A 23,067-nucleotide genomic window follows, 5' to 3' on the forward strand; every position below is an offset into this window, starting at 1 on the left:
TGAACCCCGGCTGGTTTCGCTCATTGCTGCGCGAAACCAGCCGGGGTTCAATCCTTTCCGGAAGGTCAGGCGGAGAACCCGTCGAGCACCTCTCGCGACTTCGACAATCCGAGCCGCGTCGCGCCCGCCGCGATCAGCGCCGCCGCGGCCTCGGCGGTACGGATGCCGCCGCTGGCCTTGACCCCGAGCCGCCCGCCGACCGTCGCGGCCATCAGCTCGACCGCGTGCACGCTCGCCCCGCCCGCGGGGTGAAAACCGGTGGAGGTCTTCACGAAATTCGCGCCCGCGCGCTCGGCGACCCGGCAGACCTCGACGATCGCCGCGTCCGGCAGCGCGGCCGCCTCGATGATCACCTTGAGCACGGCGCGATCCCCCATCGCCTCGCGCACCGTCACGATGTCGGCGAGCACCGCGTTGTAGTCGCCCGCGAGCGCCGCGCCGACGTCGATGACCATGTCCACCTCGGCCGCGCCCTGGTCCACCGCGAGCCGCGCCTCGGCGCCCTTGACGAGCGAATGATGTTTGCCGGACGGGAATCCGGCGACCGTCGCCACCACCAGCCCCGGCGCCTGCACCGGCAGCATCGACGGCGAGACGCAGACGGCCAGCACCCCCAGTTCGCGGGCTTCGTAGATCAGCGCGGCGACGTCGTCGGGGGTCGCCCCCGGCGCCAGCAGTGTGTGATCGATCATGGCGGCCACTTCGGCCCTGGTCGGTGACGCGAAACTTGCCATGAGCCGAGAGTCTGGCACACCGGTGGCGAATTCCGTTGCGCGCCTGGTGACCCTTCCCGCACACTCGTACCTGATGCCGGATCGCCGGTAGTGACGAAGCGGTCGACTGATTAACGTGTGCCGGATGGACCCCTACTTGGTTCGGGAGGAGACGACACCGTGCTGATCCGTCGCGAACGCGCCGACGACATCGCCGGGATCGCGGCGGTGCATCGCAGCGCGTTCGGTCCGCACCACGCCGACGGCGACCTGACCGAGCTCACCGGTGAACCGCCGGCCGACGACGGCGCCGATCCGCCGGAGGTCGATCTGGTCGCCCGGTTGCGCAGCGATCCGGGCTGGATCCCGACCCTGTCGATGGTCGCGGTGGAGTATCAGACGGTGATCGGCCACGTGTGCCTGACCAGGGGAAGCATCGGCCCGTTCCCGGTGCTGGCGCTCGGCCCGATCGGCGTGCTCGCCGAACACCAGGGCACCGGCGTCGGCTCGGCGCTCATGCACGCCGTCCTCGGCGCGGCCGACGCGCTCGACGAGCCGCTGGTCTGCCTGCTCGGCCACCTCGACTACTACCCCCAGTTCGGCTTCGTCCCGGCCGCGCGCCTCGGCATCACCCCGGACGACCCGGCCTGGGTGTCGCACTTCCAGGTCCGCTCGCTCAGCGCCTACGACCCGCGCATCACCGGCGAATTCCGCTACCCCGAACCGTTTTACGAACTCTGAGGTCCCGCCGCCGCTTCGAGACTTCAGGCGGAGCTCAATCGTCCAGGGTGACCTGGAAGGATGAGCTTCATGAGTGCCGCTCTACCCGCCCTGGACGACCGCCGTTTCGTGCTGACCCTCGGCTGTCCCGACCGGCCGGGCATCATCGCCCGGATCACCTCGTTCATCGCCGAATTCGGCGGCTCGATCGTGGAGGCGGGTTATCACTCCGACGCGGACAGCGGCTGGTTCTTCACCCGGCAGGCGATCAAGGCCTCGACCGTGCCGTTCGGGCTCACCGAACTACGCGACCGATTCGCCGGCGTGGCCGCCGAGCTGGGGCCGGAGACCGAATGGCAGCTGCTCGATTCCGGCGCACGCCGCCGGGCGGTGCTGCTGGTCAGCAAGGACGGGCACTGCCTGCACGATCTGCTCGGGCGCGCGGCCAGCGGAGAGTTGCCCGCGACCATCGAGGCGGTGATCGGCAATCATCCCGATCTGGCCGAGATGACCGAGGCGCACGGGGTGAAGTTCCATCACGTGCGGTTCCCGAAGGACCCGGCCGAGCGCGGTCCCGCGTTCGACGAGGTCCGTTCGCTGGTCGACGCGCACAACCCGGATGCGGTGGTGCTCGCCCGATTCATGCAGGTGCTGCCGCCGGAACTGTGCGCGCACTGGACCGGCCGGGCGATCAACATCCACCACAGCTTCCTGCCGTCGTTCGTCGGCGCCCGCCCGTATCACCAGGCCTTCGCCCGCGGCGTGAAGCTGATCGGCGCGACCTGCCACTACGTCACGGCGGAATTGGATGCCGGCCCGATCATCGAGCAGGACGTGAGCCGCATCGACCACGCCGACGACGTGCGCGACATGGTCCGCCAGGGCCGCGATATCGAACGCGTCGTCCTGGCCCGCGGCCTGCGCTGGCACCTGGAAGGGCGGGTGCTCGTGCACGGCCGCCGGACGGTCGTGTTCACCTGAGCCGAATGTCAGCCCGCGATCTCGGTGCGTAGTCGCACCGATTCGAGCACGTGGCCCAGCTCCTCGTTGAACTGCTCGAACGCCTCGGTATTGCCGAGGTGTCCGGTCGGGAGCGTGGTGAACCGCGCCAGACTGCCGGTCTCCCTGAGCATTTGGGCGATTCGCTCGGAATGCACCACGGGCGTCATGTCGTCGAACTCGCCGGCGATCACCGTGGTCGGCACCACCAGGTTGCGCGCGGACTCGCCCACGTTCATGTCGGCGAGCAGCCGGCCGAACCTGGCCCGCACCACCGCTGGACACGAGCGCACGATGGCCATGCTGTAGTCGAGCAGGTCGCCCTTGGCCTTCGTGGTCATGATCGAGCGGGCGAACAGCCAGCGCATCGGCGCGATGGGCGGGAAGACCAGCGGCGCGCCGAGTCCGAAGCGGCCGAACAGGAACGGCAGCGGAACCTTCAGCTCGAGCAGCCGCATCGGCCGGTTCAGCAGCGGGATCACGGTGGTCTCGAAGACCAGGCGATCGGGCGCGGTGTTGGTCAGCAGGACCGCGAGCGCCTGCTTGGCGACGCGGTCGGGATAGCGTCCGGCCCACGCCTGCAAGGTCATGCCGCCGAGGCTGTGGCCGACCAGGACGGCCCGCTTGCCGGGGCGCAGCGTCGCGTCGAGCACGGCGGCCAGGTCGTCGGCGAGCAGATCCATGCTCAGCGGGCTCTCGCCGCGCTCGCTCTCGCCGTGGCCGCGCTGGTCGTAGGCGACCACGCGATACTCGCCGGCGAAGGCGTTGATCTGCGCGTTCCAGTATTCGATGCAGCAGCTCCAGCCGTGCACCAGCACGATCACCGGCCGGTCGGCGGGGCCGTAGGCGTGCACGCGCAGCCGGGTGCCGTCCTTGGTGACCACCGGGATCACCTCGGGCGCGATCGCGGGCGGGTTGAACGCGGTGGTCGCGTAGGTACGCGAGCGCAGGTTCGCGCGGTGGGCGTCGAGCTTCCCGCGAAGCTGTTCCGGGAAGTTCACCAACGCAGTCGGCAGCAGGGCACGCATCGGACACTCCTTTGTGTTACTGCTAGATACAGTAACTCCGATGCGCGCTGCTAGCTAGTGCCAGCACTCGAAAAGTTATCGAGTATTCGTCGTCCGCTGCTCCCTACCAGCGCGGACCCCGCTGAATCTCGTCCACCTTCGGCCGCACGTCGGCCAGATAGATGCCGGTGGCGATGATGGCGATGAACGAGAGCAGCCCGAGACCGGCCGGCGAGAGCAGCAACAGCACGACCGCGACCCCGAGGATGGCCAGCCAGATCTGCTTGGTCAGCTTGTCCACCGCGGTGAACGCGTCCGGACGCTGCCGCACGGCGTGGATCAGCGCGAAGATCGTCGCGCCGAGCGCCGCCAGCCACAGCACGAGCAGGATCATCCCGGTCAATCCGTGCACCATATTCACCTGTCCCATCATACGAGCAACGCCCCTGCACACCAGGGTGCGCAGGGGCGTTGCCGGGTAGAACTCCGATATCGGTGCGGCCCTTGCGAAATCAGCGCTCGGGCCGGCCGGCGAATCGGGCGGATCAAGCCTTCTTCGGCGCGGCCTTCTTGGCCGGAGCCTTCTTGGCCGGGGCCTTCTTCGGGGCCGGCGCGACATCCTCGACCGGGGCGCCGTTGGCCTCGGGGGCGGGCGTGGTCTCGGTGGTCACCGTGACGACCTCGGCATCGACGACCGGCGCGACGACGGTCTCGTCCTCGACCTTGGCCGGGCGGCCGAGCAGGCCGTTGACCCGGCCCAGCACGTCTTCGGCGCGGGTCGCGGCGTCCTTGTACAGGCCCTCGACGCGCTCGATCTGGCCCTCGACGAGGTGGTTGGCGCGCAGCCGCTCCACCGTCTCCTCGCCGCGCACGGCGAGATCGGCGTAGATGTCGAGCACCTGGTGGTAGTACTTGTCGGCCAGCGTGCGCAGTTCCTCGGGGGTGAACTTCTCGCGCAGCTCGGCGAGGTCCTCCGGCAGTTCCGAGGGCAGTCCGGCCAGCCGCTCGCGCAGCGTCTCGAACTGGGCCTGCACATCGGCGGGCACGTTGGCGAAGCGCTCACGGGCCTCTTCGACCCGGGCGGAAACGTCGGTGGCAGCGGCGCGCTCACGCACCTGGGTGACGACATCGGTCACGGCGGCGTAGATGGCATCGCCGGCGCCGACGGTCGCGAGCAGCGGCTTGGTCACGGTCGGGTTGGTCTTCTCGGTCATGGTATTTCGTTCTCCTGGCGTGGCGGAGTTTCGGTTGTGGTGCGCGGAACGACGCTGTCCCCATCCCCCCCGGGCTCGTTCCCTCCGTTTTCCCGGCGAAACGATTCATAGATTTCGAGCAGCACCTGCTTCTGCCGTTCGCTGACAGACGTATCGGCGAGCAGGGCATCCCGCACCGGGCTGTGTGGCCGTTGTTCGAGATAGCCGGCCCGGACGTACAACACCTCCGACGACACCCGCAGTGCCTTGGCGATCTGCGCGAGTACCTCGGCGGACGGATTGCGCAATCCGCGCTCGATCTGGCTGAGGTACGGATTGCTCACTCCCGCAAGGGTGGCGAGCTGGCGCAGCGAGACTTGCGCGGCCTCTCGCTGTGCCCTGATGAAGCCTCCGATGTCGTGCGCCGCATCTAACACGCGGGCCGCTTTTTCTCCGACGCCGGTCGATTGCTCGGCCGAACTATCGGTGTACTCGGCGGAAACCTCGGGCTGGTCTGCCATCACTCACCTTCTGGCGGTTGTACGAGTTCAATTCTAGGGCAGGGTGCTAACTATTGCAAGCAGTCTGCTAGCACCCTCTCGGCAAACATCCGGCGCGCTACTGCTCAGCCACCGAACATCAGTTGCGAAATTGTGTAAATCACCAGGCCCGCAAGCGAACCGACGACCGTTCCGTTGATGCGGATGAATTGCAGGTCACGCCCGACCTGCAATTCGATCTTCTTGCTTGCCTCGTCCGCATCCCACCTGGCAACCGTATCGGTGACCAGCGTGCTGATCTCCCCGGCGTAGTTCCCGACGAGATACCTTGCCCCCCGGTCGATCCAGCCGTCCACCTTCGCGCGCATATCCGCGTCGTCGCGTAACCGCTCGCCGAGTTGCTGCACGTTCTCGCCGACCTTACGCCGCAATGTGCTGTTCGGATCGTCGGCCGATTCCAAGATCAATCGTTTGGCCGCGCGCCAGGTCGCCGAGGCCATGCCGGTGATTTCGTCGCGGCCCATGATCTGCGCCTTGATCCGCTCCGCCTTCTTGATCATGGCGTCGTCGTGTTGCAGATCGTCGGCGAATTCCTCGAGAAAGCGATTCGCGGCCAGCCGCACCTCGTGCTCGGGGTTCGACCGCACCTTCCAGGTGAACTCGACGAGTTCGCGATAGATCCGCTCGGAAAGCAGAATGTTGACGAATTTCGGCGCCCATTGCGGTGCGTCGCGCAGGACGATCCGGTCGATCGTCTCCTGCGAACCGAGCGCCCACTGGTGCGCCCGCTCGGCGAGCAGGTCCAGCAGCACCAGCTGCCGGTTGTCGGCGAGCAACTCCGAGAGCACCCGCCCGATCGGCGGGCCCCAGAGCGGTTCGGCGATCCGTTTGACGATCGTCTGGTCGATGATCTGCTCGACGTCCTCGTCGCGCAGCACATCCACCACCGCGCGCAGCAGCGTCGAACTCTCCTCGGCCACCCGCGCGGCATGACCGGGGTCGGCCATCCACTTGCCGACCCGCCAGGAGATCTGCGCCGAGGTCACCTTCGCCGAAACCACCTCGGGGGAAAGGAAGTTGGTGCCGACGAAGGTGCCGAGACTCTCGCCGAGCTGATCCTTCTTCTTCCGGATGATCGCGGTGTGCGGAATCGGCAGGCCGAGCGGATGCCGGAACAGCGCGGTGACGGCGAACCAGTCGGCCAGCGCGCCGACCATGCCGGCCTCCGACGCCGCGCGCACGTAGTCCACCCAGCCACCGCCGCTGCCGCGCGATTCCAGCCAGCGACAGAACAGATAGATCGCCGTTGCCACCGCGAGTAGCCCGGTGGCCAGCGCCTTCATTCGCCAGAGGTCGCGGCGCTTGCTTTCCTCGTCGAGCACGGCGGCGAAGCCGAGGGGCGCGGCGGCCGCGGGCGCCGGGGGCGTTTCCAGGACCGCGATGTTGCCGGGAGCTTTCTCCATGCCCTCCATTCTGCTGTGCCGGAGGGTCTGCCCGCCTGAGGCGCGGAAGATGTGCAACCCGTCGCATCCCTGCCCAAACGCGCATATCACCAGCGACAGGGACCTAAGCTGGTGGTCCGAGGAGAAACCGACCAACTAAGGAGCCCACGCTGTCCACCGATGACCTTGTCGACGTCGGCGAGCTCGCCGACCGACCGGCGGCGGTGCGCACCGGCCGAACGGATGGCCGCAAACGCCGTTGGCGCCAGCACAAGATCGACCGCCGTGAGGAACTCGTCGACGGCACGCTCGCCGCTGTCCGAGCCCGTGGCTCCAACGCCGGGATGGACGAGATCGCCGCCGAGATCGGCGTCTCCAAAACCGTCCTCTACCGGTACTTCTCCGATAAGAACGACCTGGTCCACGCGACCATGCAGCGGTTCATCGAGACCACCCTGATGCCCCGGGTCTACGGCGCGATCAGCCTGGACGCGGACGAATATCAGCTGGTCCGCTCGGCGCTGGCCGAATATGTCGGCACGGTCGACGAGGACCCCGAGGTCTATCGCTTCATCATGGGCAACGGCTCGGCCGACCAGTCCTCGCTGGCCGAATTCGAGAAGCTGTTCGCCGAGGTGGTGGCCGCGGTCATCATCGACCGCGCGACCGAGAAGGGCATCCAGACCGACGGCGCCATGCTGTGGTCCTACGTCCTGGTCGGCGGAATCCAGTTGGCCACGCACTGGTGGACCACGAACAAGACCATGTCCCGTGAAGAAGTGATCGACTACCTGACCATGATGGCCTGGAGCGCGATCGACGGGATGGCGCGTGCTAACGGCTCGGCCGAGGTGTTCAACGCGCAGCCGCATGTGCTGCCCGCACCCGGCGCGAACTCGGCTAACTGATCAATCGCCCGACTCCCCGGGTGCTAGCTGGGGTGCTAGCAAAAGTGTGACGAGGGGCTCGACTTTGCCGCGCGGTTGGCTACTCTGAACCCGAGCGGTGCGCCCGAGTGGGCTGCGTCACCGCCCCGCGCACTGGCACCAATGGAGGTACCTCGATGGCGAAGCAAGTACCGACCTCCCGGCTTGCTCGTGGCACCAAGCTCGGTGCCGTGGCGGCCAGCTCGGTTATCCGCACGCAACGCGCGCGCCTGTCGATGCGGGGCCGGTCCGAGGCGGTCCGCGCGAAGATGGCCGAGGAGTCCATGATTCGCACCACCGAGCAGGTGGTGATGGTGCTCGGCACCATGAAGGGCGTGGCCATGAAGCTCGGGCAGATGATGTCCGTGCTGGACATGGATCTGGTGCCGGAGGCGCACCGGGAGCGATTCCAGAAGCGGCTGGCGGTGTTGCGCAATGCCGCGCCGTCGGTGTCGTTCGAGTCGATGCGCCAGGTGATCGAGGACGATTTCGGCCAGCCGCTCGGCGCGATCTTCGCCGAATTCGAGGCCGAGCCGATCGCGGCCGCCTCCATCGGGCAGGTCTACCGGGGCACGCTGCACGACGGTCGGCGGGTCGCGGTCAAGGTGCAGTACCCGGGCATCGACGCCGCGGTGCGCGCGGATCTGAAGAACCTGGCCATGTTTCGCCGGGTGCTGCAATCGGCGATGCCCTGGGTGACCCCCGCCGTGCTGGACGAGCTGCGGCTCAACATGGAAAGCGAACTCGACTACCAGGCCGAGGCCAACACCCAGCTACAGATCGCCGAGCTCTACGCCGGGCATCCGTTCATCGTGGTGCCCCGGTCGATGCCCGAGCTGAGCACCACCCGGGTGCTGGTCAGTGAGTACGTGCCGGGCAAGGGTTTCGAGGAGATCCGCCAGCTGCCCGACGCCGAGCGCGACCGGATCGGCGAGATCATCTATCGCTTCTACGTCGGTTCGCTGTTCACCTTCAACGAGTTCTGCGGCGACCCGCATCCGGGCAACGTGCTGCTCGCCGACGACGGCAAGGTCGCCTTCCTCGACTTCGGGCTGTTCAACCGGATGGATCCGGACCACGTGCAGTTCGAGCTGACCTGCCTGCGCGCGGCCGCCGAGGACCGCGCGGAAGACCTGCGCGAGTTGATGATCCAGCGCGGCGTGATCGATTCGCCGGAGGAGATCGGCGCCGAGGAGTGCCTGGAGTACGTGCTGGCCGCGTCCGAATGGTGTCTGATCGACGAGGATCTGACCATCACTCCCGAACTGGCCAGCGGCGCGTTCCTGCTCGCGGTCGACCCGCGGGCCAGCGAATTCACCGGCATGAAGCAGCAGAACCTGCCGCCGGAGCACCTGTTCTCCCGCCGCGCCGACTTCCTCACCTTCGGCATGCTCGGTCAGCTCGGCTGCACCGCGAACTGGCATCAGATCTCCCGCGAATGGCTCTACAGCGAGCCGCCCGTCACCGAGCTCGGCAAGGTCCACCACGCGTGGCTGGCCGAGCATCCGCCCGTCGCGCCGAAGAAGCCGCGCGTGCGGGCCAAGAAGGTCCCCAAACCGAGCACCGAAGCGTAACCGCAGAAACGGAAGACCATGGCAGACAATCGCGAGTTCGACCTAGTCCTTTTCGGTGCAACGGGTTTCGTCGGCAAGCTGACCGCCGAGTACCTGCTCACCGCCGCGCCGGAGTCCGCGCGGATCGCGCTGGCCGGGCGCTCGCTGGACAAGCTCACCAAGGTCCGCGCCGAGCTCGGCCCGGCCGCCGCCGACTGGGGGCTCGTGGTGGCCGACTCCACCGACGAGGCCGCGCTCGCGTCGCTCGCCGCGCGGACCAAGGTCGTGGTCACCACGGTCGGCCCGTACCTGCGCTACGGCCTGCCGCTGGTCGCCGCCTGTGCGCAGGCGGGGACGCACTACGCCGACCTCACCGGTGAGCCGCTGTTCATCCGCGACGCGATCGACCGGTACCACGAGCAGGCGGTCGCGTCCGGCGCCAAGATCGTGAATTCGGCCGGCTACGACTCGATTCCGTCGGATCTGAGCGTGTATCAGCTGTACAAGCGTTCGCTGGAGGACAACACCGGCGAGTTGGAGGAGACCACGCTGGTCGCGTCGCTGAAGGGTGGCATCAGCGGCGGCACCATCGACTCCGGCCGGGCGATAATGGAGGCGATCGCCGCCGATCCGAGCAAGGGATCGGTGCTGTCGCACCCGTATTCGCTGAGCCCGGACAAGTCGATGGACCCGGCCGTCGGGCGTCAGTCGGATCAGGCGTTGTCCCGGGCCAGCACCATCGACCCGAGCCTGGACGGCTGGGTGAGCACGTTCGTGATGGCCGCGCACAACACCAAGATCGTGCGCCGGACCAACGGCCTGCTCGGCTGGGTGTACGGCAAGAACTTCCGCTACCGCGAGGTGATGAGCGCCGGCAAGTCGCCGGCCGCACCGCTGGTGGCCGCGGGCATGGCGGGCGGCATCGTCGCGGGCCTGGCGGCCGGTGCGCTGCTGTCGCGGGTGTCGGCCGGGCGCAAGCTGCTCGATCGGGTGCTGCCCAAGCCGGGCACCGGGCCGAGCGAAAAGGCGCGCGACAGTGGGTGGTTCGCGATGAAGACGTTCACCCGCACCTCCTCGGGCGCCAAGTACGTGGCCACCTTCTCCGGCAAGGGCGATCCCGGCTACAAGGCGACCGCGGTGCTGCTCGGCGAGAGCGGCCTGTCGCTGGCCTTCGACACCGGCAAGCAGCCCGAGCTGGCCGGCATCCTCACCCCCGGCGCGGCGATGGGTGACGCGCTCACCGAGCGGCTGCGCGCGGCGGGCATGACCATCGAAGTCGCGCGAGTCTGAAAGACGTTGCGGCGGGCGGTATTCGGTGGTTACGACCGAATACCGCCCGCGCGCAAGAGGAACGAGGAGTACCCGATGAACCTGGCGCGACGCACGATGAACCATCCGGCGCTGGCCGCGGTGTACGAGCGGGCGTGGCGGCCCGCGCTGTTCTATCTGGCCAGCGGGCGCACGACGGAGTCGGATCGCCGCGACGCGATCAGCACGCTGCGACTCGGCGGCGCGCAGAAGGTACTCGATATCGCTTGCGGGCCGGGCAATTTCACTCGTCACCTGAGTACCGCGTTGACCGGTGACGGCTTTGCCATCGGCCTCGATTACTCCGAACCGATGCTCGCCCGCGCGGTCGCGGACAACGCGGGCCCGCGCGTCGGATATCTGCGCGGCGATGCCCGCGTGCTGCCGTTCGCGGACGGCACCTTCGACGCGGTGTGCTGTTTCGGCGCGCTCTATCTGATCCCCGACCCGATCGGCGCGACCCGCGAAATGCTGCGCGTGCTCGCGCCCGGCGGGCGGATCGCCATCACCACCAGCTACCGGGCGGACAATCCGTTCGGCGATGTCAGCCGGGTGGTCGGCGGGTGGAGCGGGCTGCGGGTCTTCGATACCCGGACGTTCCCCGATCTGTTCGCCGCGGCGGGCCTGGTCGATATCGAGCAGGACGTGCACCGGCTGTTGCAGTACGTGAGCGCGACCCGGCCCGAATAACCGGAATCGGAAACGATCTTCGTCTGGCCAGGGATAACCCCACTGGCCCAGTCAGACGACCATGGAGAACCGGTGCGGCGATTCCTGATGAGTGCGGTTCTTGTCGGCGCAGCGGCGTTTTCTGTCCCGCCCGGCGCTGCGGTCGCCGAACCCGAGTCCCCCACAGCGCAGCTGCAAACCTATCTCGATCAGTTGGTGCAGCGCGTCGGCGTGCCCGGCGCGCAGCTGGTGGTCGCCGGGGACGGGCTGAACGCCCAACTCGACAGCGGTGTCGGTGATCTCGGCACCGGCGGCGCGTTCCCGGACAACGCCCAGGTCCGGATCGCCAGCAACACCAAGACTTTCGTGGCAACGGTCGTCTTGCAGCTGGCCGCGGAGCAGCGCATCGACCTGGATGCCCCGGTCGAGCACTACCTTCCCGGCGTGGTCAACGGCCCGGGCGGCGACGGGAACCGGATAACCGTGCGAAATCTGTTGCAGCACACCAGCGGAATACCCGACTACCTGGCGCGGCTGAATCTCGCCTCCGTCGCCGATCTGCGGAGCCCGCGTCCGGCAACGGAATTGATCCGCCTCGGTCTCGATCAACCCGCCGAATTCGCCCCCGGAACCAGTACCGGCTATTCCAATACCGACTTCCTGCTGGCCGGAGAGTTGGTCCAGCGGGTCACGGGTCAGCCGGTCGGCCTGGAGGTCACCCGCCGGATCATCCTCCCGCTCGGCCTGCGCGACACCTATTGGCCGTTGTTCCCGCTGGAGAACATCATTCGGCTACCGCACCCGCGCGGCTACCACGAATTCGACGGCACGCTGATCGACATCACCGACATCGATCCGGGCTGGGGCCTGTCCGACGGTGCCATGGTGTCCACCGGCGCCGACCTGAATCGATTCTTCATGGCCCTGCTGTCCGGCGAACTGCTCCCACCGGCCCAACTAGCCGACATGCAACACGTCGTCCCCTCCGGTGACCCCTTACGCGGCGACGATTTCGGCCTCGGCCTCTTCCACCGCACCAACGCCTGCGGCCTCGACATCTGGAGCCACGGCGGCGCCATGAACGGCTTCGTCGTCATCAACGCCGCCACCCCCGGCCGCGCGGTCACCATCAGCATGAACCAACTCCCGGACCCGATCACGACGGTGATGCATCAGGCCGACATGAGCGCCGTCGCCGATGCGGCGCTCTGCCTCGGCTGAACAGCTGGATCAGCGGCCTGCACTGCCGGTGGCGGGGCGGGCTCGGCGGAGTTCGCAGGCTGCGTGGTCGGCGTCGGGGCGGTCGTCGCCGGTGCGGGCGCAGCCTTGGGCGGTGTAGCCCTGACGGTCATAGCCTTGGCGGTCGTAGCCCCATTTGTCGTATCCGGCTCGGTCATAACCGAATCGGTCGTAGCCCCAGTCATCGAAGCCGTCGTGGTTGTAGGGGTCGTCCGGCGCACTGGGTTGCGGGAACACGGTTGTTTCCGGCGGCGTGATGATCGGCGGGGTGGTCACCGGCGGGGTGGTGGTGACCGGGGGTGTGGTCGTCACCGGCGGGGTCGTCGTCACCGGCGGTGCCGTGGTCACCGGGGGCGCCGTGGTGGCCGGCGGGACGGTCACGGGCGGTGCGGTGGTCACCGGGGCGGCGGTGGGGGTATCGGTGGGTGCGGCGGAGGTATCGGGGAAGGCAAAGGCGGGCACGATGAGCGCCGCGGGTGCGAGTACCAATGCGCCGGCCGCGGCGGATAGCAGGATTGCCTTCCGCGCTCTGTGTCCACGGGTGTTCGACTGCGACATGTTCGATCTCCATCTCGACCGGAGCGCGTGCACCACGCTCCGACCGGCGTATCGGCAGAATGTCCGAATCCGATACACCGCAGTGATTTTGCGTACATATTGTTCGTGCGTGCCCCTCATTTACGGGGCTTGAATTTACCGACGCCGAATATTCATAGCCAAGACGGCTTGTTGCCGTCGCCTAGTTGATCGACGGTCGCGGAGATCTGCGCGACGAGCTGGGTCGGCCGCTGCGTGTCGGTGGTCGCCTTGCCGCTGGTCAGGATCGCACCGGACAGGCCGCGGGCCGGGTCGGCCCAGCCGTACTGGGTGGTCAGCCCGCTGCGGCCGAAGTGGGACCGGGTGTCGCGCCCGAACTTCGATCGGCGCCCGCCCAATTCGAAGCCGGCGCGGCTGACCCGCCCGGCCAGGCCCGGCAGCCACGGCGCCGGTTGTATCGCGGTGCGCAGCGTGTCGGGTCGCATGATCCGCACGCCGTCCAGTTCCCCACCGTGGGTGAGGATTTCGTAGAAGCGGGACAGTTCGGCCGCGGTGGTGACGAGATTGCCCGACGGGAGTTCCGCGGTGAGGAAGGCCCGGGTCGCGGCGTCGGAGACCGCGCCGCCCAGCCCGCCGCCGAGCGCCTTGCGCGCCAGGTATTTCGAGATGCGCGACGGTCCGGGCCCGGTCTTCACCCCGGCCACGACCCGGTCGACGTCCTGGGCCCGGACCCCGAAGTTGTTCCAGCGGAACCCCAGTGGCGTGAGTACCTGTTCGGCGAGGTGTTCGCGCATCCGTTTCCCGGTCGCCCGCTGCACCAGCAGCCGTTGAATCAGTCCGCTGGTCATCGCGTGATAAATACGGAACCGGCCCGGCGGCCAACTGGGTACCAAATCGGCCAGACCGCGCACCGCCAATTCCTCGTCGACCACCAATTCGAACCCTTTGTACGGCGGTGTCACGAATGGCACGCCCGCAGAATGGGTGAGCACGTGACCGATGGTGATCCGTTCCTTGCCATTGGCCGCGAATTCCGGAATGTAGCGGCACACCGGATCGTCGAACGCGAACGCGCCCTGTTCGATCAGCATGCACATGAGCGCCGCGGAAACCCCTTTCGCCGTGGAGAATCCGCAGAACGGAGTCTCCGGCGTGGCCGGCACCTTCGTCGCGTCCGCGGCGTCGCCGGGCGCGTTGCCCCAGCCGTGTCCGATGGCCCGGTTCAGCACGATCTTCCGGTTGCGCCGCACACACACCTGGATGGCCGGGGTCGTCCCGAGCCGATACCACGCCAGCACCGACTCCCACAGCGCGTCGACCGCGCCCGCCGCCAACCCGGCCGCCGCCGGATCGTCCTCGGCGCCGATCGTGGTCACCGAGTCCAGATCCTCGACCACCGTCACCAACGTGTCCGGGAGTGTGCTCATTTGCCCAGCATATCGACGTGCAGCTGAGATCCCGGTGAGAGAAAGGCCTTCTCGCCGTGCATTCCGGCGGACAGCGAGAAGGCGCGCGGCGGCCGGGATTTCCGCGACTCAGTCCGGATCGTCGTCCTCGGGCGGGGGCTCGGCGCTGAGTTCCACCATGCGTCGTAGTATCCCCGGCGCCAGCGCGAGTTCGAATTCGTTTCCGCCGCTGTCGAAGACGTAGGTCAGGAGCGGGTCCATCTGCATCGGCGTACGCCGGACCGAGCAGCCCTCACTGACGATCACCCAGCTACCGACGGTCAACTGATCGAACATCGCACCTCCCACCCTTTGGCCTATGCCACTTCCGATATCCGCGACTATGCCATCCGTCACACTCGGGTGTCAATCCGGAAAAAGTGCCTATGACCTGCTGGAATATTCCTTTTGGAACATCCATTTCGCGGGCGGATGGACCATCTCGTCGAGCTGGATCACGGCGCCGCCGGCGGCGTGCAGCGTCAGCTGGTACACCAGCACGGCGGCCGGCCGGGCCAGCCCGAGGTGCCTGCGCTCGTCGGCGGTGGCGAGCCGGGCGGCGACCCGGTCGCGGAGGTAGGAAACCCGAAGGGCGGTAACCGATTCGAGGTAGCGCAGCGTGCCGCCGGCCAGCCGCTCGGCGCGCAGCAGCCGCGGCGCGAGCTCGGCGAGTTCGCTGCCGAACCAGGACGTGGCCAGCTCGCCCGCGCGAGTTTCGTTGCCGGTCAACCGTTTCCGCATGAGTACCGCGCTCCCCCGTGGCACCCCGAGCGTTTCGGCGACATGATCGGGCGCGGTGACGACCGCGGCCTCGAGCACCGTCTCGGTCGCGCCCTCCGCGTAGGCCGAGCCATAGTGCGGCGCCCGCTCACGCACGACCGGACCGTCGGACACATAGGTTCCGGACCCACGCCGCGATTCCACAATTCCCTGCTGCCGCAACGTATTCAGCGCTTTTGCCGCGGTCGGCCGAGCAACTTTCCAGTGCGCGGCGAGTTCGCGCTCGGACGGAACCTCGGCGCCGGGCGCGAGTTCACCGCGCTCGATTCGATCGCGCAGGTACCCCGAAATCCGTAGGTACTTCGGCAGTACTTCGTCGAATTCGGGCACCGGTCGCCTTTCTGCGCACACCGCCTCAGGCCACTGGCGAGTCTAACAATCGTGCCCCACATCACAGCGGGACCGCGCGGCCAAGCAGGTCCCGGCGGGCGTTACCGCCCGGTAGAGTGCCCGATCAAGTACGGCGCTACGGAGTGGACCAACAGAGGGGGTTTCCCAGATGGCGGTACCGGACACCGGGCAGGGGACGGCAAGACAACTCTACGCGGCGGCCACCGGGGCAGGCACCGGTCAGCCGTTCGAGTTGGCGCCCGACGTCGCCGAAAACCTCGCTGCCGCTTGCGACAAGCTGGTCGAGGACCTACACCACGCCATGGCGAACGGACATCTCGTCACCGATGTGACCGGCTTTCCGAATCTGCCGAGCGGACAAGGACTTACCCGCGGCTTCGGCGACAAGGGCAGGCAATACCTGGACACCCTCGCCGCTTTCCAGGAGACCGCGCTGCTGTTCAAGGCCGCGTATCTGGCGGCGGGCAAGATGTTCGCCGATGCCGAAGCCGCGAACAAGGCGGCCATCGATCTGGTCGCCGAGCACCTAGAGGCCCGATGACCACGCACCGAGCAGGCTGAGGCGGCCATGGCAGATTCCGCCGCCCGCGCCGCCGCCGAGACCATCCGCCGGGAACTGGCCGGATTATCTACCGGTGCAACCGATCCCGCCTACGCCCCGGACCGCGAGCGCTTCGGTTCCTATAGCCACCAGGAGATCTGGGACCTCGTGCACGAGGCGCTCGACCCGGCCGCGCTCGGCCAGGCCTCGGCCGCGTGGCAGGCGAACGCGGACGCGCTCGCCGAGGCGTTCCAGATCTTCTCCGATACCGCCAACCGGGAGTTCGCCCGCTGGTCGGGCCGCGCCGCCGACGCCGCCTCGCGGGCCACCAGGGAGTTCATCCTGGCCGGCGCCGCGGCGCACGACGTGTGCCGCGCCGTCGCGCGCCTGATGGAGTTGAATTGCGATGCCGCGCAAACCATCCGGGGCGCGATCCCGGCGCCGCTGCCGTATCGGCCGCTGGACGACCCGGCGGCCGAGGCGGTCTACGGCGGCCAGCGGCGGATGGCGCACGACAGCGCGGCCGCCGATGTCGAGGCCGATGTGCGGGACACGATGACCTACGTCTACGCGCCGACCATGCCCGCCTCCGGCAACCACGTGCCCCGCTTCATCCCACCTCCCGACGGACCACGACCGGCGGGCGACGGGGGCGCCGCGCGGTGAAATGGGTGCTCACCCCGGACGAGTTCTCACACGTCTGGGAAAACGAAACCAGCCTCGACCGCAGGCCGTACCCGGTCAACATGGTGCCCGCGGCCACCGTGCGCACCGAATCCGAGTACGCCGCACTGCGTTTGCCGCAGCGCTTCGCCCGCCAGGCCGACCCGGATCTGGCCGCGGCGCTCATGCTCTGCGGACGCACCGACGCGACCACCATCACCGTCTCCGGCGAGCGCAGCACGCCCCCGCGCAACGGCAGCGGCGCGGACACCGAGCGCATCCTCGCCTTCGCCGCGGTGGTGCACAACCACGCGGGCATCCTGGTCGCCACCCCGGACAAGGTGACCGTGCTGATGTGCCACGCGCGTCAGGTCGGCGAGCGCCTGGTACAGATCATCGGCCCGGCCCAGCCGGGCAAGCTCGGCACCATGCGCGAACCGCAGGACGCGGTGCTCGGCCCGGACCGGGACGAGCAGTTCCTCACCAACGGGCATCGCGCCGCCGCCCGGTTCCGCCAGACGCTGCGCAAACCGGTCGACGGACGCGGCTTCCTCACCGTCACCGTGGAGCCGGACAACCCGATGTCGCCGCCCACCCGGCACCGCACCTGGCTCGATTTCACCGGCGACGGACGCTATCTGCTGACCACGTCGCAGGACCTCATCCTCACCCCGGTCTCCGACGAGGACTTCGCGGCCCAGCTGATCGGTCTCGCGCACATCCGCTGAGCCGGGCCTCCGCTGTGGTAGTTGTGGGAGATGGCGAAGAAGCAGTGGTCCGTTCCGGCCACCGAGGCCCTGAAAGCCGATGGATTGCGGATCGCTGACCTCGACACCAACGGCACGCCCGGATTCAAGGGTGACAAGGCGGCAGGCCAGGAGCTCCAGGCCGAGCGCACCGAGGTGCTCTCGGCGTTGCAGGAGCGGCTCTATGCCAACGGCCGGTCCGGTGATTCGCGCAGCGTGCTGCTGGTGTTGCAGGGCATGGACACCGCGGGCAAGGGCGGCATCGTCCGGCACGTGATCGGTTCCGTCGATCCGCAGGGCGTCGACCATCACGCGTTCGGCGTGCCCACCGAGGAGGAGAAGCGCCACCACTACCTGTGGCGCATCCGCAAGGCGCTGCCGCGCGGCGGTCAGCTCGGCGTCTTCGACCGCTCACACTACGAGGACGTGCTGGTCGTGCGGGTGCACGACCTGGTCCCGAAGAAGGAGTGGGAACCGCGCTACGACGAGATCAACGCGTTCGAGCGCGAACTCGTGGACGAGGGCACCACGGTGGTGAAGGTGGCCATGTTCGTCTCGCTCGACGAGCAGAAGAAGCGGCTGATGGAGCGCCTCGAACGACCGGACAAGTACTGGAAGTTCAACCCGTCCGACATCGATGAGCGCGCCTACTGGCCCGCCTACCAGGAGGCCTATCAGGCCATGCTGGACCGCACCGATACCGACTACGCCCCATGGCACGTGATTCCGGCCGACCGAAAGTGGTTCTCCCGCCTGGCGATCACCGAGCTGCTCATCGACGCGCTCGAACGCCTCGACCTCCAATGGCCCCCGGCGAAGTTCGATGTCGAGGAACAGAAGCGCCGACTCGCCGACGCCTGAGGTTCGAATCGGTGGCGGTGCGTGCCGCCACCGATTCGGCGCAAGCGTTCAGACCAGCGGGCGGACTTCCTCCGCGACGAAGCGAATGAAGGCTTCGGGATCCGGCTCGTCCGCGGTCGGCTGGATGATCACGGTGTCCGCGCCGGCTTCGACCAACCGATGCACCGCGTCGGCCACGACCTGCGCGCCACCCGCGACGCCCGCGCCCGGCGCATGCTTCGGCGTCCGTTCGGCGGCCAGCCGGGCCTCGGCATCCGGACCGGTGACCGCGAGCAGGCTCGCGACGACCGGATGCGGGTCGGTGCGCCCCGCCGCCGCACGCCCCTCATCGATCAACGTCCGCGCGGCCCGGACTCCCTCGGCGTCGGTGATCGAATCCAGCAGCGTCCCATCGGCATGCGAGCCGCACAGCCGGATCGAACGCGGCCCCCGCGCACCGGCGTAGATCTTCGGCGCCGCGTTCGGCGGCCAGTCGAGCGCCACGTCGTCGAGGTGCACGTAGCGACCGGAGGTGGTGACCCGCTCGCCGGCCAGCAACGCGCGCAACGCGTCCAGGTACTCACCGAGCAACGTAACTGGGGATTCGACCCGCGCCCCGACCTGCCCCATCCAGTCCTGCACGCCGTGACCGACCCCGAGCAGCACCCGATCGGGGAACAGCCGGTCGAGCGTGGCGGCCTCCATCGCGGTGAGCGCCACGTTGCGCAGCGGCACCGGCAGCAGCCCGATGCCGACGCGCAGCCGCTCGGTCCAGCCCAATACCGCTGCGGCACTGGCTATTCCGCTCTCCAGGAAGCAGTCTTCCCAGAGCCACAGCTGCTCGAGCCCCGACTCCTCGGCGACTCGGGCCACCGCCCGCAATCGCTCCGGTGGATTCTGTGGACGAAATACCGCACCGAGGACTGTCATCTGACAATTCCTACCCGGCGGGTATGACAACCGCGGGATACCCATCGCCGCGTCGGCGCCCGATATTTCGGAATCTCTCAGGTTCACCGATGATGATGTGGCCGTGGCCGACCACACGGGGATGAGTTTCCGGCTCTACCATCATGGCGGCAGGTACCGGCAGTCTCGAGCGAAAGGCGTGGTGAACGCACGGTGAGCAAGAACCCGGGTGGGAAGAAGAACCCGTTGCTGGCGGCGGATCGCAGCGACCGCAACCGCAAGATCTTCATCCAAGTGGGCGTGGCCGCTGTCCTGATCGCGCTCATCGCGGCGATCGGTATCGGCGTCGCGGTGAAGAAGGCACGCAAGGACGACCCCGGGCCGAGCCCGGCCATCGCGGCGTCGGCCAACGCGGACCCGGCGGGCATCACCGGCACGATCACCGACAAGGGCGCGATCCGCATCGGCAAGCCCGGCGCGAAGGTCACCGTCCGGGTCGTCGCCGACCTGCAGTGCCCCGCGTGCAAGGGCTTCGAGGCGGCCAACTCCCAGGTGCTCGACGACAACGTGAAGAACGGCACCATCGCGGTCGAATACAACGTGATCGCGTTCCTGGACAAGGCGTCCAGCACCCGCTACTCGACCCGCGCGGCGAACGCCTCGTACTGCGTCGCCGAGGCGGATCCGTCGAAGTACATGGCCTGGCTGACCTCGATGTTCGCCCAGCAGCCCGCCGAGGGCGGCGCCGGCCTGCCGAACGACAAGCTGGTCCAGATCGCCAAGGACGCCGGGTACCCGGACTCGGTGGCCACCTGCATCACGGATGTGAAGTACGACAAGTACATCCAGGCCCGCACCGATGAGGTGCTCAAGAGCGGCATCCAGTCGACCCCGTCGGTCTTCGTCAACGGCAAGCAGATCCAGTCGAGCCAGGAGCTGATGGGCCCCGGCGGCCTCGCACCGGCGATCGCTGCCGCCGCGGCGCAGTGATCACCGCCCCACCCCGGGCCGCCTGGATCCTCCTGCTGGGCGGGCTGGCCGGCTGGCTGGCCGCGGTGGTGCTGACCATCGAACGGTTCAAGCTGTTCACCGACCCGGGTTACACCCCCTCGTGCAGCATCAATCCGATCCTGTCCTGCGGATCGGTGATGGTGACCAAGCAGGCCGCGGTGTTCGGATTCCCGAATCCGATCATCGGCATCGTCGGCTTCTCCGTGCTGGTCACCCTCGCGGTGCTGTCGGTGGCCGGGGTGGGGTTGCCGAAATGGATCTGGGGCGGGCTCTGGCTCGGCCTGCTGCTCGGCGTCGGGTTCATCGGCTGGCTGATCTTCCAGAGCCTGTACCGGATCAACGCGCTGTGCCCGTACTGCATGGTGGTGTGGGCGATCATCACCCCGCTGCTCGCGGTGGTCACCGATCAGCTCTGGGGCGGGTCGCGCGGCCCGCTGCGCATCCTCGCGGAGTGGCGCTGGACCATCGTCGCGCTGTTCTACGCGGTGGTGCTGGTGCTGATCTTCCTGCGGTTCCAGGACTACTGGCTGTCGCTGGTCTAGTTCGGCGTGCCGAGCGCCAGTACCAGGGCGACCGTGCGCCGGACGCCGGCGGTGTCCAGGATGTCGAGCTGGATCGAGTCGCCGGGCTTGTGCACGTTGATCGCCGCGTGCAGGGTGCGGGCCGAGGTGATCTCGCGACCGTCCACGGCGACGATCACCTCGCCGTGCGTCAGCCCGGCCATGTAGGCGGGTAGCCCGTAGAGCGCCAGGTCGATGCGGGCGCCGCTGGGTTTCGCGTCGGTGCTCAGCACGCCGAGCGTCGCGGTCGGCCCGACGTGCACGGTGTCGGTGGGCGTGCCGGAGCGGATCTGCCGGACCACCCGCATCGCGGTATCGATCGGCACCGCGTAGCCGTTCGGCGGCCGGCTCACCGCGCGCGCCGGATCGCCGGACGCGGCGGCGATCACCCCGATCACCGTGCCCTCCCGGTCGGCGAGCGCGCCGCCGGACTGCCCGGAGGTGACCGCGGCGGCGACCTCGAGCATGCCGGTGAGCGGTTTGCGGGACAGGTCGGCGGAATTCAGCGCGACGATGGTGCTGTCCAGATCGGTGAGCACGCCCTGGATCGCGGTCGGGGTGCCGCCGACGCCGCCCGCGTTGCCGATCGCCAGTACCTCGTCGCGCACCCGGACGTCGGCCGAGTTGCCGATCCGCGCGGTCGGCAGTCCGGCCGCCCCGGTCAGCCCGAGCAGCGCGATATCGGCGTCGGAGTCGTAGCCGAGCACCACGGCGTCGTACTCGCGCCCGTTGCCGACATCGGTGACGGTGACCGTGTCCGCGCCCTTGACCACGTGATGGCTGGTCAGCACCTGACCGTCCGCGGTGAGCACGATGCCCGACCCGGCCGCGCCGAGCCCGAACGGCCTGGTCGAGGCGGTGATATCGACCAGTGCCGGGTCCACCACCGCCGCGACGGCCAGCGGATCCAGGGGCGGCGGAGGCGGCGCGAGGATCGGCGCGGCGGCCTCGGTGGCGCCGCTGGACCAGCTGGGCAGCTCGCCCCGATAACCGAGGAACGCGGCCACGGCTAGCAGCGCGGCGACGATCATCGCCAGCGCGCGGCCGCCGAACCGTTGCTCATTCATCGTTTCTCCGCCTCGATACCTGCGAATTCCATTGTGGCCGGAGATCTTCACCGTAGATCAGAAAATGGCGCGGTCGGTCGTTGGTCTCCGCGATATACCCGCGTGTCGCTATTTCAGGCCTGCCCGATTTGTGTCGCGTTTGGCATGTAGGCGCATGCGGCGGTAGGCATGTATGCATGACAACTGCTGCCGCGTACGCCCTATCCGCATCCGATGGCGCATTCGAGAAGGTGACGATCGAGCGCAGGGACCTCGGTCCCCGCGATGTGCTGATCGATATCAAATACGCGGGCATCTGCCATTCCGACATTCACACCGCCCGCAACGAGTGGGGCGGCACCAAATACCCCGTGGTGCCCGGTCACGAGATCGCGGGCCTGGTCGCCGCGGTCGGGTCCGAGGTGAGCAAGTACCAGGTCGGCGACCGGGTCGGCGTCGGCTGCATGGTGAATTCCTGCGGCAAGTGCGGGCCGTGCCTGGCCAACGAGGAGCAGTTCTGCAACCGCGGCGCGACCATGACCTACAACACCCAGGTCGATCCGGCGGTCCAGGCCGACGGCTACACGATGGGCGGCTACTCGACCCAGATCGTGGTCACCGAGCACTTCGTCGTCGGCATCCCGGAGGGCATCGGGCTCGACCAGGCCGCGCCGCTGCTGTGCGCGGGCGTCACCCTGTTCTCCCCGCTGCGGCACTGGAACGCCGGGCCGGGCAAGAAGGTCGCGATCATCGGCATGGGCGGGCTCGGGCACGTCGGGGTGAAGATCGCGGCCGCGCTCGGCGCCGAGGTCACCGTGCTCAGCCACTCGCTGAGCAAGCAGGAGGACGGCAAGCTGTTCGGCGCGAGCCACTACTACGCCACCAGCGACCGGCAGACCTTCCGCGAGCTGCGCGGCAAGTTCGACCTCATCCTCAACACCGTCTCGGCGGACCTGCCGATCGACGACTACCTGAAGCTGCTGAACCTCGACGGCACCCTGGTGATCCTCGGCCTGCCGGAGAACCCGATGGCGATCAAGCCGTTCACCATCGCCGGCTACCGGCGCTCGCTGGCCGGCTCGATGATCGGCGGCATCGCCCAGACCCAGGAGATGCTGAACTTCTGCGCCCAGCACGGCATCGGCGCGGAGATCGAGGTGATCTCCGCGGACGAGATCGACGGCGCCTACGACCGCGTGGTCGCCAGCGACGTGCGCTACCGCTTCGTCATCGACGTATCGACCATGTGATGTCCGAGTAGTCCCAGGACTACTCGGATCGGGTCCGTTCACCGAACCACCCGCAGGCGCCCGAAACCGAAAACGTTGCGGTCTCGGGTAGTTCCCTACCCAAGACGACGATATATTTC

The 23,067-nt window shown here is 68.2% G+C and carries 26 protein-coding genes; 14 read left to right on the plus strand and 12 right to left on the minus strand.

From position 1 onward, the window contains the following. Positions 1–65: 65 nt before the first annotated feature. The gene (deoC, locus tag F3087_RS01045; protein ID WP_150399856.1) at positions 66–734 is read right to left on the minus strand and encodes a deoxyribose-phosphate aldolase; all 669 of its coding nucleotides are present in this window, start codon (positions 732–734) and stop codon (positions 66–68) included. A gap of 159 nt (positions 735–893) precedes the next feature. Between deoC and F3087_RS01050 the strand changes: the two genes are divergently transcribed. After that, the gene (locus F3087_RS01050) at positions 894–1,454 is read left to right on the plus strand and encodes a GNAT family N-acetyltransferase (protein WP_150399857.1); all 561 of its coding nucleotides are present in this window, start codon (positions 894–896) and stop codon (positions 1,452–1,454) included. Between the two features lie 69 nt (positions 1,455–1,523). Beyond that, positions 1,524–2,414 (plus strand): formyltetrahydrofolate deformylase, encoded by an 891-nt coding sequence (gene purU / locus F3087_RS01055; RefSeq protein WP_150399858.1) that lies wholly within the window; start codon positions 1,524–1,526, stop codon positions 2,412–2,414. Between the two features lie 8 nt (positions 2,415–2,422). Here the strand turns inward: purU and F3087_RS01060 are convergent, their stop codons facing one another. The 5 genes from F3087_RS01060 to F3087_RS01080 all read right to left on the minus strand — a co-directional run bounded on the left by F3087_RS01060 (position 2,423) and on the right by F3087_RS01080 (position 6,595). Continuing rightward, positions 2,423–3,460: an alpha/beta fold hydrolase gene (locus F3087_RS01060; protein ID WP_150399859.1), complete on the minus strand. Its 1,038-nt coding sequence runs from the start codon at positions 3,458–3,460 to the stop codon at positions 2,423–2,425. A gap of 103 nt (positions 3,461–3,563) precedes the next feature. Beyond that, positions 3,564–3,869: a DUF2516 family protein gene (locus tag F3087_RS01065; RefSeq protein WP_150399860.1), complete on the minus strand. Its 306-nt coding sequence runs from the start codon at positions 3,867–3,869 to the stop codon at positions 3,564–3,566. A gap of 115 nt (positions 3,870–3,984) precedes the next feature. Next, positions 3,985–4,653 carry a heparin-binding hemagglutinin gene (locus tag F3087_RS01070; protein ID WP_150399861.1) on the minus strand — a complete coding sequence of 223 codons (669 nt, stop codon included), beginning with the start codon at positions 4,651–4,653 and terminating at the stop codon, positions 3,985–3,987. After that, the gene (locus tag F3087_RS01075) at positions 4,650–5,153 is read right to left on the minus strand and encodes a helix-turn-helix domain-containing protein (protein WP_223884760.1); all 504 of its coding nucleotides are present in this window, start codon (positions 5,151–5,153) and stop codon (positions 4,650–4,652) included. The genes F3087_RS01070 and F3087_RS01075 overlap by 4 nt, the downstream gene beginning before the upstream one ends. A 104-nt stretch (positions 5,154–5,257) precedes the next feature. Then, positions 5,258–6,595: a DUF445 domain-containing protein gene (locus F3087_RS01080; protein WP_150399862.1), complete on the minus strand. Its 1,338-nt coding sequence runs from the start codon at positions 6,593–6,595 to the stop codon at positions 5,258–5,260. A 203-nt stretch (positions 6,596–6,798) separates the two neighbouring features. Between F3087_RS01080 and F3087_RS01085 the strand changes: the two genes are divergently transcribed. From F3087_RS01085 to F3087_RS01105, 5 genes are all read left to right on the plus strand, one after another. Continuing rightward, entirely contained in the window at positions 6,799–7,482 is a 684-nt protein-coding gene (locus F3087_RS01085) for a TetR/AcrR family transcriptional regulator (protein ID WP_150399863.1), read from the plus strand. Positions 7,483–7,637: 155 nt separating this feature from the next. Next, positions 7,638–9,074, plus strand: coding sequence for an ABC1 kinase family protein (locus tag F3087_RS01090; RefSeq protein ID WP_150399864.1), 1,437 nt, complete (start codon positions 7,638–7,640; stop codon positions 9,072–9,074). Positions 9,075–9,092: 18 nt separating this feature from the next. After that, entirely contained in the window at positions 9,093–10,343 is a 1,251-nt protein-coding gene (locus F3087_RS01095; protein ID WP_150399865.1) for a saccharopine dehydrogenase family protein, read from the plus strand. 75 nt (positions 10,344–10,418) lie between these two features. Continuing rightward, complete coding sequence (locus F3087_RS01100; protein WP_150399866.1) at positions 10,419–11,051, plus strand: class I SAM-dependent methyltransferase; 633 nt, start codon at positions 10,419–10,421, stop codon at positions 11,049–11,051. Between the two features lie 87 nt (positions 11,052–11,138). Then, complete coding sequence (locus F3087_RS01105) at positions 11,139–12,251, plus strand: serine hydrolase domain-containing protein (RefSeq protein ID WP_150399867.1); 1,113 nt, start codon at positions 11,139–11,141, stop codon at positions 12,249–12,251. A gap of 9 nt (positions 12,252–12,260) precedes the next feature. Here F3087_RS01105 and F3087_RS01110 read toward each other — a convergent pair whose 3' ends face one another. The 4 genes from F3087_RS01110 to F3087_RS01125 all read right to left on the minus strand — a co-directional run bounded on the left by F3087_RS01110 (position 12,261) and on the right by F3087_RS01125 (position 15,361). Continuing rightward, positions 12,261–12,827, minus strand: a complete 567-nt coding sequence (locus tag F3087_RS01110; protein ID WP_150399868.1) for a hypothetical protein — start codon at positions 12,825–12,827, stop codon at positions 12,261–12,263. Between the two features lie 152 nt (positions 12,828–12,979). Next, positions 12,980–14,233: a serine hydrolase gene (locus F3087_RS01115; RefSeq protein ID WP_150399869.1), complete on the minus strand. Its 1,254-nt coding sequence runs from the start codon at positions 14,231–14,233 to the stop codon at positions 12,980–12,982. Positions 14,234–14,341: 108 nt separating this feature from the next. Then, positions 14,342–14,548: a hypothetical protein gene (locus F3087_RS01120; RefSeq protein WP_150399870.1), complete on the minus strand. Its 207-nt coding sequence runs from the start codon at positions 14,546–14,548 to the stop codon at positions 14,342–14,344. Positions 14,549–14,635: 87 nt separating this feature from the next. Then, positions 14,636–15,361, minus strand: coding sequence for a GntR family transcriptional regulator (locus tag F3087_RS01125; RefSeq protein ID WP_191093725.1), 726 nt, complete (start codon positions 15,359–15,361; stop codon positions 14,636–14,638). 169 nt (positions 15,362–15,530) lie between these two features. Between F3087_RS01125 and F3087_RS01130 the strand changes: the two genes are divergently transcribed. From F3087_RS01130 to F3087_RS01145, 4 genes are read left to right on the plus strand one after another with little or no spacing between them, the layout of a single operon-like run. Beyond that, on the plus strand, positions 15,531–15,923 hold the full coding sequence (locus tag F3087_RS01130) for a hypothetical protein (RefSeq protein ID WP_150399872.1): 393 nt from the start codon (positions 15,531–15,533) through the stop codon (positions 15,921–15,923). A 27-nt stretch (positions 15,924–15,950) separates the two neighbouring features. Then, positions 15,951–16,589, plus strand: a complete 639-nt coding sequence (locus tag F3087_RS01135; RefSeq protein WP_150399873.1) for a hypothetical protein — start codon at positions 15,951–15,953, stop codon at positions 16,587–16,589. After that, complete coding sequence (locus F3087_RS01140; RefSeq protein ID WP_150399874.1) at positions 16,586–17,314, plus strand: ESX secretion-associated protein EspG; 729 nt, start codon at positions 16,586–16,588, stop codon at positions 17,312–17,314. The genes F3087_RS01135 and F3087_RS01140 overlap by 4 nt, the downstream gene beginning before the upstream one ends. 30 nt (positions 17,315–17,344) lie before the next feature. Next, entirely contained in the window at positions 17,345–18,193 is an 849-nt protein-coding gene (locus F3087_RS01145) for a polyphosphate kinase 2 family protein (RefSeq protein ID WP_150399875.1), read from the plus strand. 48 nt (positions 18,194–18,241) lie between these two features. Here F3087_RS01145 and F3087_RS01150 read toward each other — a convergent pair whose 3' ends face one another. Beyond that, positions 18,242–19,102, minus strand: coding sequence for an LLM class flavin-dependent oxidoreductase (locus F3087_RS01150; protein WP_150399876.1), 861 nt, complete (start codon positions 19,100–19,102; stop codon positions 18,242–18,244). A 192-nt stretch (positions 19,103–19,294) separates the two neighbouring features. Here F3087_RS01150 and F3087_RS01155 point away from each other — a divergent pair, with 192 nt between their 5' ends. Together F3087_RS01155 and F3087_RS01160 are read left to right on the plus strand one after the other, a co-directional pair. Then, on the plus strand, positions 19,295–20,071 hold the full coding sequence (locus F3087_RS01155) for a DsbA family protein (protein WP_150399877.1): 777 nt from the start codon (positions 19,295–19,297) through the stop codon (positions 20,069–20,071). Beyond that, complete coding sequence (locus F3087_RS01160; protein WP_150399878.1) at positions 20,068–20,634, plus strand: vitamin K epoxide reductase family protein; 567 nt, start codon at positions 20,068–20,070, stop codon at positions 20,632–20,634. Before F3087_RS01155 ends, F3087_RS01160 begins: the two co-directional genes overlap by 4 nt. On the opposite strand, the gene F3087_RS01165 is transcribed toward F3087_RS01160, so the two are convergent. Next, positions 20,631–21,719 (minus strand): S1C family serine protease, encoded by a 1,089-nt coding sequence (locus F3087_RS01165; RefSeq protein ID WP_150399879.1) that lies wholly within the window; start codon positions 21,717–21,719, stop codon positions 20,631–20,633. The two genes, F3087_RS01160 and F3087_RS01165, sit on opposite strands and share 4 nt — an antisense overlap. Before the next feature lie 176 nt (positions 21,720–21,895). Here F3087_RS01165 and F3087_RS01170 point away from each other — a divergent pair, with 176 nt between their 5' ends. Then, positions 21,896–22,948 (plus strand): NAD(P)-dependent alcohol dehydrogenase, encoded by a 1,053-nt coding sequence (locus tag F3087_RS01170; protein ID WP_150399880.1) that lies wholly within the window; start codon positions 21,896–21,898, stop codon positions 22,946–22,948. Positions 22,949–23,067 lie beyond the last annotated feature (119 nt).

Source organism: Nocardia colli, from assembly GCF_008704205.1.
GTDB lineage: Bacteria > Actinomycetota > Actinomycetes > Mycobacteriales > Mycobacteriaceae > Nocardia > Nocardia colli.